We start from the raw sequence: 11942 nt of genomic DNA on the forward strand, positions 1-11942 counted from the left end.
TCCGGGGCGGGATCCATTCAGGCGGCGCTCTGGGCGGGGTAGGGGAGTCCGGGATTGAGGATGCCGGCGGGGTCGAATGCCCGTTTCAGATTTTGGTGCAGCTCGACGAGTTTCGGGGGCAACGGGTGGAACCGCGCGCCGTTGTGGTTGGCGTGGCGGAACAGCGTGGCGTGGCCGCCGACACTTTCTGTTTTCTGCCGGATCTCTCCGGCCGGCGCCACGCTCTTGAGCCAGCGCTGTGCGCCGCCCCAGTCGAGCAGCCACTGGCCCGGCAAGTTCATGGGCGGCGTGGCCGGCGGGATGGACAGGCGCCACAGCGGCGCGTCATCCTGAAAAAATTCATGCCGCTGCTCGCGGATGTCGCGCCAGAAGTCATCGCTCTTGTCCATCGGTTTGCCGCCCAGCTTGGCGCGCGCGGCCTGTATTCCCAGTTCGGTCCCGGAGAGACGTATATATAGAGTCTCGCTCGCGTGGCAGGCGGCGGACAGCGGCAGCGGCTGCGCGCCCAAGCCGTTCATGATGGAAATCCCCTTTTCGGCCGGCATCTCGAAACACAGCGTGACCTCGCGTGCCGGTTTCGGCAGCACCTTGAGCGAGACTTCCAGCAGCACGCCGAGGCTGCCGAGCGCGCCCACCATCAGGCGCGAGACGTCGTAACCGGCCACGTTCTTCATGACTTCGCCGCCAAAATGCAGCACCTCGCCCTTGCCGTTGATGATGCGTGTGCCCAGCACGAAATCGCGTGCGGCCCCGGCATAGGGACGGCGCGGGCCGGAAAAACCACAGGCGATAGTGCCGCCGAGTGTCGCGCCCTCACCGAACCACGGCGGCTCGAAGGCCAGCATCTGGCCCTTGTCGGCCAGCGCCGCTTCCAGTTCCGCCAGCGGCGTCCCGGCGCGGGCGGTGACGATCAGCTCGGTCGGCTCGTAAGTCACGATGCCGTGATGCCCGGTGACATCCAGTGCTTCGCCCGCGATGTCGCCGGCGTAAAAGCGCTTGCTGCCGCTGCCGGTAATCGTGAGCCGCGCATGTTTCCCGGCTGCCCCTTTTACCGCATCAGCGAGTTGTTTCGAGATGTCGTTAGTTTGGTTCACTCACCCCTCACCCTATCCCTCTCCCGCAAGGGGAGAGAGGAACTTTTATTTATCTTTGCGTTCTTGGCGCTTTTGATACGCGCCATCCCTGGCGCGTTCCCCTGTGGGGCGCACTGAAGCGCGTCCAATTTTGTTCCATACAAAATTGTGTGGCAAAAATTCATATTAAAATCGTTCGAGTTCGGAATGGGCGAGCTTGCCGCTGTGTACGTGCATGCGCCCGAACTCGGTGCAGCGCGACAGTGTCGGCACCGCCTTGCCGGGGTTGAGCAGGCCATGCGGGTCAAACGCCGCTTTCAGGGCATGAAACTGTTCGATCTCCCCCTTGGTGAACTGCATGCACATCTGGTTGATCTTCTCGATGCCAACGCCATGCTCACCGGTCACGGTGCCGCCGACCTCAATGCAGAATTCCAGAATCTTGCTGCCCAACTCTTCAGTCATTTCCAATTCGCCGGGATTGTTGGCGTTGTAAAGAATCAGCGGGTGCAGGTTGCCGTCGCCGGCGTGAAATACGTTTGCGACCCTCAGCCCATATTCTTTTGATAACTCATTTATCCGAGTCAGCACCTTGCCCAGATGCTTGCGCGGGATGGTGCCGTCCATGCAGTAATAATCCGGCGACAGGCGCCCGACAGCGGGGAACGCCGCCTTGCGCCCGGCCCACATGCGCAGGCGCTCGGCCTCGTCCTTGGCGGTGCGTACCTCGACCGCGCCCTGCTTCAGCAGCAGCGCGCGGATCTGCGCGATGCCCTCGGAGACTTCCTCGGTGGTGCCGTCGAGTTCGCACAGCAGGATCACCTCCGCGTCGAGCGGGTAGCCGGCCTTGACGTATTCCTCGGTGGCCTTGATCGCGAGCCTGTCCATCATCTCCAGCCCCGCGGGTATAAAGCCCTGGGCGATGATCGCGGCCACGGCGTCGCCGGCCTTTTCAATCTCGTCGAACACTGCCAGCACCACCTGCGCGCGTTCGGGTTTGGGCAGCAGCTTGACCGTGAACTCGACCATCACCCCGAGCATGCCCTCCGAGCCGTTCATGATCGCGAGCAGGTCGTAGCCGGGAATGTCGAGTGCCTTGCCGCCGAGCGTGACCAGCTCGCCGTCCATGGTCATGAATTTGACGCCGGTGACGTTGTGCACCGTCAGGCCGTATTTCAGGCAATGCACGCCGCCGGAATTCTCGGCCACGTTGCCGCCGATGGAGCAGGCCAGCTGCGAAGAGGGATCGGGCGCGTAGTACAGCCCGTGCGGCGCGGCGGCCTCGGAGATCGCGAGGTTGCGCACGCCCGGCTGCACGGTGGCGGTGCGGTTGACCGGGTCAACTTCGAGGATGCGGTTGAACTTGGACAGCGACAGCAGCACGCCGGCCTCGTGTGGCAGCGCGCCGCCGGACAGCCCGGTGCCGGCGCCGCGCGCCACGACCGGTATATTATGTTCCGCGCATAATTTCAGCACGTAGCTGGCCTGTTCGATGGTCTCCGGCAGCGCCACGATCCACGGCAACTTGCGATAGGCCGACAGCCCGTCGCACTCGTACGGGCGCTGGTCTTCCTCGGTGGTCAGCACCGAGGCGCGCGGCAGGCGCTTGCGCAGCAGCGCCGCGAATTTTTCGCGCGGGACTTGTGTGCCGGATACTTTCTGTGAAATAACGGTAGCCATGTCAGACTCGTATTACCTGAAGGTTAAACTCATGTCATGCCGGGGTAAACAGCGCGCGCTGGAATGAGCCAATTGACCCCGTCCCGCGCGTCACATTCTCCCGGCCGCTACCGCGGCCGCTTCGCGCCATCACCCACCGGGCCGCTGCATTTCGGCTCGCTGATTGCGGCTGTCGGCAGTTTTCTCCAGGCGAAATCGCGTGGCGGCGAATGGCTGGTGCGCATCGAAGACCTCGACCCTCCGCGCGCAGCGCCGTCGCGCGGCCGATAACATCCTGCGCACGCTCGAAGCCTTTGGTCTGCACTGGGACGGCGAGGTGGTGTACCAAAGCCGCCGCCACGCGCTGTACGAAGAAGCGCTGGCAAATCTGAAAGCCCGGAACCAGATTTATCCCTGCGCGTGACGAGCGGCAAGCTTGGGTACTGCCGGCACGCTCTGTTAGAGTGCTCGGGATAACGTCAGCGGAGGACATTCCATGAAAAAAATCACTCGCACCTTCCTCACCGGTCTGGCCGTGACGCTGCCGGTGGTATTGACCCTTTATCTCCTGGTCTGGGTGACGCTCACAACCGAGCGCGTTCTGGACAGGGTGTTGCACCTCGTGTTGTCGGAGGCGGTCTTTGTCCCCGGTCTCGGGCTGATGCTGGGCTTGGTGTTGGTATTCCTCGTGGGCCTGCTGATGCGCACCTGGGCCGCGCGCAGTATCTTTGCCTGGACCGAGCGGATGATGTACCGGGTGCCGGTGATCAAGACGGTCTATGGAACACTGCGCGACTTTACCGATTTCTTGTCGCGGCCGCAGAAGCAGGGCGCGCGGCAGGTGGTGCTGGTGCGCCTCGGGGGCACCGACCTGCGCATCATGGGCTTCGTCACGCGCGATGATCTCGCCGGCCTGCCGTCGGGCATGAGCGAGCCCGGGGTGATCATGGTGTACCTGCCCATGAGCTATCAGGTTGGTGGTTACACCGTGTTGGTCCCGCGCGCGTCGGTGCAGCCGGTGGACATGTCGTTCGAGGAGGCCATGCGCTTTACCCTGACCGCGGGTCTCAGCGTTCCAGCCGTCAAAGACGAAAAATAAGGAGGCGGTGCGAATATTGGGGCCAGATTGGAGTTCCCAGGATATTCCAGACACCCTTAAACACCCACCAATGCTCGAATACACCGAATACACTAAATTCCTGGTTGGACTCATCGCCGTCGTCAACCCGCTCGGCGCGGTACCGATTTTTATTGCCCTGACGGGGAATACCAGCAACAAGGACAGAAGGGAAATCTCCAAGCTGGTGGTGCTGTCCGTATGCATCATATTGTTCGTTTCGCTTTTCTTTGGACATGCTTTGTTGCGCTTCTTCGGGATAACGATTGACTCATTCAGGGTAGCCGGGGGAATTCTGATCCTGCTCATGGCCATCTCGATGTTGCAGGCCAGGCTGAGCGCGGCGGTTCATACCAAAGAGGAAGAACAAGAAGGCATGACCAAGGAATCCATCGCCGTGGTCCCGTTATCCATGCCGCTGCTCGCCGGACCCGGCGCCATCAGCACCGTCATCCTTTTTTCCCATAAAGGCTCGGGCATCGGTCACTATTTTCTGGCGGGACTGGATATATTTTTATTGAGCATCATTTTATTGACGGTATTCCAGTTCATCCCGTGGATATCAAGGACTATCAGCCAGACAGGGATCAACATCTTCACCCGTATCATGGGCTTGATCCTGGCCGCGATCGCCATTGAATTTATTGCCAATGGACTGAAAGGATTGTTTCCGGCTTTGGTGTAGCCAGGTTAGATTGAGATCAAACAGGGAGAGTCCATTGACGTATTACCTGGTCAAAATCGCCATCACGACCGTTTTGATCGTGGCGATCTCCGAAATTGCCAAGCGCAGCTCCTTCGTTGGGGCCATTCTGGCAAGGATCGGCGTGATTTATTAGCAATCGCGCCGATCCTTTTTCAAGTATTACTCTCAAATCTTCCCCAGAAAATCCGCCTTGCCCACGGGAACGCCGTTGTGGCGCAGGATGGCGTAGGCCGTGGTGGTGTGGAAATAAAGATTCGGCAGCACGTAGTGCAGGAGATAGGCCTGGCCCTTGAACGACATGGGCTTTCCGCCGACCTTCAGTTCAATCGTTTTATCCTCGCTCCCGTCTATCTGTTCCGGCTTGAAGGTCCTGAGAAAGGCGACGGTCTTGTCCAGCCGTGCCTTCAGCTCCGCGAAACTGGCCTCGTTGTCTTCATAGCTTGGCGGGGTCTGGCCCGATAGTCGCGCGGCGCAACCCTTGGTGGCGTCGGTGGCAATCTGTACCTGGCGCGCCAGCGCAAACATGTTGGGGTACAGACGCGCGTTGACGAGCACCGAGGGGTCGATCTTATTGGCCTCGGCATGGGTGGCCCCCTTGTCCAGGATGCCAGCGAGGTTGCCGTGCATGTGAATGAAGACCGGGATGGAAGCCTGGTACATGGACAGAGTCATGGTGTGCTCCTGATGGTGAAAAGGAATCGTAGAGATTGTTCAGTAATCGCTCCGAAGCCCTTAACTATACCCAAACGTCGCGCCCACAGAAAATCAGGGAAAGCCCGGAGGGCACTTGGGGCATTTGTGTGGGCGCAAGGTACACGCGCCGTGCCCCCGATCGAATTTCTCCTTTCCGTCATGTCAGTGCCGGGGTAGGCTTCTGATTCCGAATATTTGATGATGAGCACCCCTGATCGTGCCTGTTGCCATTGCTGCCAACAATCTTGTGAAGCGTTTCGGCGCCGTGCTGGCTGTCAACAGCGTTTCGCTATCGATCCCGCCCGGCGAGATTTTCGGACTGCTCGGGCCTAACGCCGCCGGAAAGTCGACGTTGATCCGGCTGTTGTCGGGAATCCTGTCGGCTGACGGCGGGAACGCCGAGATACTGGGTTACGATCTCGCTACCCACGCCGAAGCCATTAAAAAGCGTATCGGTTATGTGGCGCAGCACTTCGCGCTATACCCCGAGTTGACGGTGGCGGAGAACCTGGATTTTTACAGCGCTATTTACCAACCAATCACGGATGCCGAGCAAGCGCGCTTGTTGGAACAATACGGCCTGGCACCGTATCGTCACCGGCGCGCGGGCCAATTGTCCGGCGGCTATAAAAGGCGGCTGTCGATTGCCTGCGCCATGGCGCACGACCCGAAGCTGATTTTTCTAGATGAACCGACTGCCGGCATCGATCCGGTGACGCGCAAGGAATTGTGGGAATCCTTTTACGCTTTGGCCGCCTCCGGAAAAACGCTCTTCGTCACCACGCATTACATGGAAGAAGCGGAACGCTGCCATCGCCTGGCATTTATAAACAAGGGTGGGCTGGTGGGCGAGGGGACGCCGACGCAGATCAGGGGCTTATTGAAAGACTATCGTGTCTATGCCTGCCGGCTGCATTACGACCCGGCCGTCGTCGCGGCGCTGTCGGGGATGGACGGTGTGCTGGTATTGAACCAGTTCGGCGAAGAATTACGGATCATCACCGACGCGGCGATGGCCTAGGACCGGTTGGCCGCCGTCGTGGCGCACCGCCTTCCCTCCGGCGTTCATCTGCGCGCGGTCGAGCCCAATATCGAGGATGCCTTCATCACGTTGACGCGGGAGTCGCCGGCGCCATGAAACATATTCTGGCAATGATGAAGAAGGAATTCCTGCAACTGCGACGCGATCCGCGCCTGATCGGTTTTATTGTCATGGCGCCGGTGATCCTGCTGATTCTGTTCGGTCTGGCGCTGAAGCTGGAACCGGCAAATGTCAAAATGGCCTATGTCGATCAGGATAAATCTTTTTTTACCGACCTGATCAAAACCAATATCTGGTACGAGGGCTATTTCAAGCTTTATGATGTGGCCGATGAAGCTGCCATTATCAAGGAAATTCGTGACGGACGTGCGCGCGCCGGGTTGTTTATCAAGAAGGATTTTTCCGACAAGCTCTCCGAGAATCAACAACCCACTGTCAAGATGTATGTGGACGGGACGATGCCGTCATTGGCGACGGCCATGGACAATAATTCCAGTGCCATTACCGACCGGAAAGTTACCGGTGACATGTACTTTCTCGATGCGAATGCACCAAAAACCATTATTCCGTCCGAGCCGTTTATTCTGGATATTGAGATACTTTTCAACCCCGACAAGAAGGAAACCTGGTTTTTCCTTCCCGGTGTTATCGGCGTGTTGATTATGCAGATCGCCCTGATCCTGACCAGCACGGCGATCGTGCGCGAGAAGGAATACAACACGCTGGAGCAAATTGTGGTCAGCCCCATCACCCGGACCGAATTCATCCTCGGCAAGATCTTTCCGTACATGCTGATTGCCTTCGCCGATTTTTATTTCATCCTGGTGCTGGGCTGGTCGATGTTCGATCTTCCGGCCGCGTCGTCGCAGCTGATGCTGTTTGGCCTTGCTTTTGTATATGTCGTCGGGCTCATCGCCCTGGGGCTGGTGATTTCCACCGTAAGCCAGACCCAGCAGCAGGCCATTTTCCTGTCGATTTTTATCCTTATTCTTTCCATTCTGCTGTCGGGTTTTATCTTTCCGGTTGAGGCCATGCCGGTTTACATCCAGCCGGTGGCTTATCTGCTGCCATTCACGCGCGGCATCCTGCTCAAGGATAATGACTTCCTCGTTCTGGCGCCTGATTACGCCGCCCTTTCTGGTTTTGCCGCTGTCTTTATCGTGATAAGCATTACGCGTTTCAAGAAATCACTGGACTGAATAAATTGGGGTTAGCTCTGAACACGGTTTCATCACGCAAGTGAAGGCACCGCGGTCTGCTACAAATTCCCCATTAAATAATTCCCGGTATACATGTCGTTGCTCGCCTGCGAGGATTTTTTATAGCTCCTGCCGGCAGCGGTCTAATGAGCAAAATCACGGCTTTGGCACGTTTTCTGCACCATTTCCCCCATGGTTAGTATTGAAAACGGTAAGGTGCATTCATGAAGCTATGGCGCCTGATGCTCATCGGTTTGAGTCTGCTGGTCTCGGCCTGTACCAGCACACGCGATTTCTACGAAGCGGTTTACAGCACGCTGCAGTTTCACGCCAGGGCCAAGAATCCGCAGGATAATGCCACGTATCAAGACCGGCCCGTGAGCTTTCAGCAGTACCAAGCCGAACGTAAGGCGCTCATCGACTCCCGGGACAAATAAAGAAGAGCTGGAATCAATTCTCCGTTTTCACTGATATGTTGCTTTAGACGCTACCAAATATCCACCCGGTAGAATTCGTCCTGTTTCACGGGTAGACTGCGCCCCCTGCTTAATACAGTGTTCCGGCGTTACCCCTGTTCCCATGCAAACCGCGCGTGAAATTTTTTCCTATCGCAAGTACTGGGCCAAGCGCTTCGGTCCGGCGCCGTTTCTGCCCGTGTCGCGCGAGGAGATGGACGAACTCGGCTGGGATTCCTGCGACATCATATTAGTTACCGGCGATGCCTACGTGGACCTGCCGAGCTTCGGCATGGCCATCGTCGGGCGCGTGCTGGAATCGCAGGGTTTCCGCGTCGGGATTATTGCCCAGCCTGACTGGAAGAGCGCCGAGGCATTCAAGACCCTGGGCCGGCCGAATTTGTTCTTCGGCATCAGCGCCGGCAACATGGATTCCATGGTCAACCGTTACACCGCCGACCGGCGCATCCGCTCGGACGACGCCTACACCCCCGGCGGCGCCGCGGGCCGGCGCCCGGACCGCTCGGTGATTGTGTACGCGCAGCGGGTGCGAGAGGCCTTTGTTGCCGTGCCTATTATCATCGGCGGTATCGAGGCCTCGTTGCGGCGCATCGCGCATTACGATTACTGGTCGGACAAGGTGCGCCGCTCGATCCTGCTGGATGCCAAGGCCGATCTGCTGGTCTATGGCAATGCCGAACGCCAGGTGGTCGAGATCGCGCATCGCCTCGCGGCCAAGGAGCCGCTTGCCAATATCACCGACGTTCGCGGAACCGCTTTCGTGCGTAACGGTCTGCCGGAAGGCTGGACCGAACTGGACTCCGCGAAACTGGATACGCCCGGCGCGTTGAATCCGCCGGTGAATCCTTATGCGAGCGAGGAAGAAATGCGTGCTTCCCCTCCCCCTAACGCCCTCCCGCAAGGGGAGGGGGAGTCTGTTATTAATGTTGTTCAGTTGCACAAGCGTGCGCCGAAGCTGGACCGCGAAAAAACCGTGGTTCGTCTGCCGGCGTTCGAATCGGTATCGAAAGATTCCATCCTTTATGCGCACGCCTCGCGCGTGATGCATGTCGAAACCAATCCCGGCAACGCGCGCGCCCTGGTGCAGCGCCATGGTAACCGCGACGTGTGGCTCAATCCGCCGCCATTGCCGCTCGCGACCAAAGAAATGGACGGCATCTATGAGCTGCCGTACCAGCGCCTGCCACACCCGTCGTACGGCAAGGAGAAAATCCCGGCCTACGAGATGATCCGGTTTTCTATTTCCATTCAGCGCGGTTGCTTCGGCGGCTGTACCTTCTGCTCCATCACCGAGCACGAGGGGCGCATCATCCAGAATCGATCGGAAGAATCGGTCATCCGCGAAATCGAAACCATCCGCGATACCGTGCCCGGCTTCACCGGCGTGATCTCCGATCTTGGCGGACCCACGGCCAACATGTATCGCATCGCCTGCAAGTCGCGCGAAATCGAATCGGCCTGCCGCTTACCCTCGTGCGTGTACCCCGATATTTGCCAGAACCTCAATACCGATCATTCGTCTCTCGTTAAACTCTACCGCCGCGCACGCGAGTTGCCGGGCATCAAGAAGGTGCTGATCGGTTCCGGCGTGCGCTATGACCTCGCCATCGAATCGCTGGAGTACGTAAAGGAACTGGTGACGCACCATGTTGGCGGCTATCTCAAGATCGCGCCTGAGCATTCGCGCGAAGGCCCGCTATCCAAAATGATGAAGCCGGGGATGGGGGCGTATTACAAGTTCAAGGAGCTGTTCGATAAATATTCGAAAGAGGCGGGCAAGGAGCAATACCTGATTCCCTATTTCATCGCGGCGCATCCGGGCACCACTGACGAGGACATGCTGGAGCTGGCCCTGTGGCTGAAGCAGAATGGCTTTCGTGCCGACCAGGTGCAGGCCTTCCTGCCGTCACCGATGGCGACGGCGACCGCCATGTACCACTCCGGCAAGAACCCGCTGCGCAAGGTGACCCGCGACAGCGAGCGGGTGCTCGTCCCCAAGGGCCTCAAGCAGCGCCGGCTGCACAAGGCCTTCCTACGCTACCACGACGCCAACAACTGGCCGATGTTGCGCGCCGCGTTGCGGCGCATGCACCGACTCGACCTCATCGGTTCGGCCAAGCATCAGCTGATTCCCTCGTATCAGCCGGTGGGGACAGGGCAGGTGCACGAAGGCCGCCGCGGTGGCAAACGCTTTGCCACGCAACACACCGGCTTGCCGAAATTCACACCGAAGAAACCCAAGTCAGCGCACGTCGGACAGCGACCGCACAAGACACTGCATCCCGGCAGCCCCACCGGCAGCGGCAAGCGACGCTGAACAGGTTCAATTTCAGTTTCGAGCAATGCCATTCAAGTCGCGTGCGTGATAACATGCGCTTCCAGCATGACCCCATATTCACGCAGGTTGAACCACGGTAGATGATCCTGCACATCGACATGGATGCGTTTTACGCCTCCATCGAAGAGCGGGATCGTCCGGGCCTTCGCGGCAAGCCGATGGTCGTCGGCGGCAATCCCGACAAGCGCGGGGTGGTCGCGGCGGCAAATTACGCGGCACGGCGTTACGGTATTCACAGCGCCATGCCGACGGCGCGAGCCAAACATCTTTGTCCCCACCTGATCGTCCTGCCGCCGCGCCATTCCTATTACGCTCAGGTATCGCAGCAGATCCGTGACATTTTTCATCGCTACACGCCACTCGTTGAGCCGTTGTCGCTCGATGAGGCGTTTCTGGACGTGAAGCACAGTCATCTTCTGTTCGGCGAACCGGCTGATATTGGGGCGCGCATCAAGCGCGAAATCCGGGATGAACTCAAGCTCACCGCGTCGGTTGGGGTGGCGCACAACAAGTTTCTTGCCAAGGTGGCCAGTGAGGCAGGGAAGCCTGACGGAATTCTCGAAGTGAATCCTGCCGGCGTGCAGGCCTTTCTCGACAAGCTCCCGGTGTCGAAGCTCTGGGGCGTGGGCAAGGTCAACAATCAGCGTTTGCAGAATCTCGGCATACACACCATCGGCGATCTGCGCGCGCAGACGCCGGAGATGCTGGAGGAATTATTTGGCAGCTGGGGTGGAACGCTGTGGGATCTGGCGCACGGGAAGGATCATCGCACGGTGGTGCCGGACCACAGGGCCAAATCCCTCTCACACGAGACCACGTTTGCGGAGGACATCACCGATGTCGAGGCGCTACGCGGTTGGTTACTCGACCTGACGCGTCAGGTGGCCATGCGCCTGCGGCGCAACCGTATCCGCGGACGGATCGTGCACGTGAAAATCCGCTTCGCCGATTTCCGCACCATCACGCGCTCGCGCACGTTGTCACAGTCCACGGACGTTACACAGGAGTTGTGGGACACGGGTCTGGCGATGCTGTTGCAAAATCTTCCGCTGCGGCATCGCGGAGTGCGCCTGCTCGGTTTCAGCGTGAGCGGTTTCGATCCGACCGGGCCTTGCCAGACCGATCTGTTCGATGAGTCGATCCGATCCAGGCAGGTACGCCTCGATACCGTCAGTGACTGGATACACGCCCGCTTCGGCTCGGCGGCGCTGACACGTGCCGCCGAACTGGCTCACACCTCGGAGTAAACCCCTGAGGCCGCGCGCTTAAGCGGCGCGCCGTCTTTCCATTTTGGATGCTTGTATCATTTGGGCGCGTAGCTCCGGCGTGTCTCTGTGCCCGTGAACCGCTATTGCGTGCTGTACGGCCGCCTCTATCAGTTCCGACTCGGTGTCAGCAAAGATAGCCACTGAGCAACGCATCTCGCAGGGAAAATCCCGACAGTCAATGAATTTCCTGACCATAGCTCCTCCATTTTTTTTGGTTCGATCTAAACAGCTTGAGGAAAAATCAACAACTTCAGACCCCCCATTCCTTTGTGCGGGACCTAACACCAAGCTTAATCCTCGATTTATAGGTGTCAAGGCAACAACATTCATGCCAGCGTCACCAGCTTCGAAAGAAAGAGACGCATTGAACG

The 11942-nt window shown here is 58.9% G+C and carries 11 protein-coding genes and 1 pseudogene; 8 read left to right on the forward strand and 4 right to left on the reverse strand.

The features are described 5' to 3' along the window. Positions 1–17: 17 nt before the first annotated feature. Together glcE and NUV55_RS06785 are read right to left on the reverse strand one after the other, a co-directional pair. On the reverse strand, positions 18–1094 hold the full coding sequence (gene glcE, locus NUV55_RS06780) for a glycolate oxidase subunit GlcE (RefSeq protein ID WP_296671489.1): 1077 nt from the start codon (positions 1092–1094) through the stop codon (positions 18–20). Between the two features lie 165 nt (positions 1095–1259). Then, on the reverse strand, positions 1260–2753 hold the full coding sequence (locus tag NUV55_RS06785; RefSeq protein ID WP_296671490.1) for an FAD-linked oxidase C-terminal domain-containing protein: 1494 nt from the start codon (positions 2751–2753) through the stop codon (positions 1260–1262). A 63-nt stretch (positions 2754–2816) separates the two neighbouring features. On the opposite strand from NUV55_RS06785, the pseudogene NUV55_RS13815 reads away from it, so the two are divergent. The 3 genes and pseudogenes from NUV55_RS13815 to NUV55_RS06800 form a co-directional block, all read left to right on the forward strand. Next, positions 2817–3150: pseudogene (locus NUV55_RS13815) on the forward strand (glutamate--tRNA ligase family protein); the annotation flags it as partial. A 78-nt stretch (positions 3151–3228) separates the two neighbouring features. Further along, positions 3229–3831 (forward strand): DUF502 domain-containing protein, encoded by a 603-nt coding sequence (locus tag NUV55_RS06795; RefSeq protein WP_296671493.1) that lies wholly within the window; start codon positions 3229–3231, stop codon positions 3829–3831. Positions 3832–3901: 70 nt separating this feature from the next. Beyond that, positions 3902–4534, forward strand: coding sequence for a YchE family NAAT transporter (locus NUV55_RS06800; protein ID WP_296671495.1), 633 nt, complete (start codon positions 3902–3904; stop codon positions 4532–4534). A 186-nt stretch (positions 4535–4720) separates the two neighbouring features. Here the strand turns inward: NUV55_RS06800 and NUV55_RS06805 are convergent, their stop codons facing one another. Beyond that, entirely contained in the window at positions 4721–5227 is a 507-nt protein-coding gene (locus NUV55_RS06805) for a DUF1993 family protein (RefSeq protein ID WP_296671496.1), read from the reverse strand. A gap of 238 nt (positions 5228–5465) precedes the next feature. On the opposite strand from NUV55_RS06805, the gene NUV55_RS06810 reads away from it, so the two are divergent. The 5 genes from NUV55_RS06810 (at position 5466) to dinB (ending at position 11550) form a co-directional block, all read left to right on the forward strand. Further along, a complete protein-coding gene (locus NUV55_RS06810; protein WP_296671498.1) occupies positions 5466–6269 on the forward strand; it encodes an ABC transporter ATP-binding protein in 804 nt (267 codons plus the stop codon). 113 nt (positions 6270–6382) lie between these two features. Beyond that, entirely contained in the window at positions 6383–7489 is a 1107-nt protein-coding gene (locus tag NUV55_RS06815; protein WP_296671499.1) for an ABC transporter permease, read from the forward strand. A 224-nt stretch (positions 7490–7713) separates the two neighbouring features. Further along, the gene (locus NUV55_RS06820; protein WP_296671501.1) at positions 7714–7926 is read left to right on the forward strand and encodes a hypothetical protein; all 213 of its coding nucleotides are present in this window, start codon (positions 7714–7716) and stop codon (positions 7924–7926) included. A 142-nt stretch (positions 7927–8068) separates the two neighbouring features. Then, positions 8069–10282, forward strand: coding sequence for a YgiQ family radical SAM protein (locus tag NUV55_RS06825; protein WP_296671502.1), 2214 nt, complete (start codon positions 8069–8071; stop codon positions 10280–10282). A gap of 101 nt (positions 10283–10383) precedes the next feature. Next, positions 10384–11550, forward strand: coding sequence for a DNA polymerase IV (gene dinB / locus NUV55_RS06830; protein ID WP_296671504.1), 1167 nt, complete (start codon positions 10384–10386; stop codon positions 11548–11550). 18 nt (positions 11551–11568) lie between these two features. On the opposite strand, the gene NUV55_RS06835 is transcribed toward dinB, so the two are convergent. Continuing rightward, complete coding sequence (locus tag NUV55_RS06835) at positions 11569–11766, reverse strand: DUF1059 domain-containing protein (RefSeq protein WP_296671883.1); 198 nt, start codon at positions 11764–11766, stop codon at positions 11569–11571. Positions 11767–11942: the final 176 nt, after the last annotated feature.

Source organism: Sulfuricaulis sp., assembly GCF_024653915.1.
GTDB lineage: Bacteria > Pseudomonadota > Gammaproteobacteria > Acidiferrobacterales > Sulfurifustaceae > Sulfuricaulis.

Excerpts from the sequence above, each read along its gene's own strand:
- NUV55_RS06785 (WP_296671490.1), bottom strand. The coding sequence starts at position 2,753 with ATGGCTACCGTTATTTCACAGAAAGTATCCGGCACACAAGTCCCGCGC.
- NUV55_RS06795 (WP_296671493.1), top strand. The coding sequence starts at position 3,229 with ATGAAAAAAATCACTCGCACCTTCCTCACCGGTCTGGCCGTGACGCTG.
- NUV55_RS06800 (WP_296671495.1), top strand. The coding sequence starts at position 3,902 with ATGCTCGAATACACCGAATACACTAAATTCCTGGTTGGACTCATCGCC.
- NUV55_RS06805 (WP_296671496.1), bottom strand. The coding sequence starts at position 5,227 with ATGACTCTGTCCATGTACCAGGCTTCCATCCCGGTCTTCATTCACATG.
- NUV55_RS06815 (WP_296671499.1), top strand. The coding sequence starts at position 6,383 with ATGAAACATATTCTGGCAATGATGAAGAAGGAATTCCTGCAACTGCGA.
- NUV55_RS06820 (WP_296671501.1), top strand. The coding sequence starts at position 7,714 with ATGAAGCTATGGCGCCTGATGCTCATCGGTTTGAGTCTGCTGGTCTCG.
- NUV55_RS06825 (WP_296671502.1), top strand. The coding sequence starts at position 8,069 with ATGCAAACCGCGCGTGAAATTTTTTCCTATCGCAAGTACTGGGCCAAG.
- dinB (WP_296671504.1), top strand. The coding sequence starts at position 10,384 with ATGATCCTGCACATCGACATGGATGCGTTTTACGCCTCCATCGAAGAG.
- NUV55_RS06835 (WP_296671883.1), bottom strand. The coding sequence starts at position 11,766 with ATGGTCAGGAAATTCATTGACTGTCGGGATTTTCCCTGCGAGATGCGT.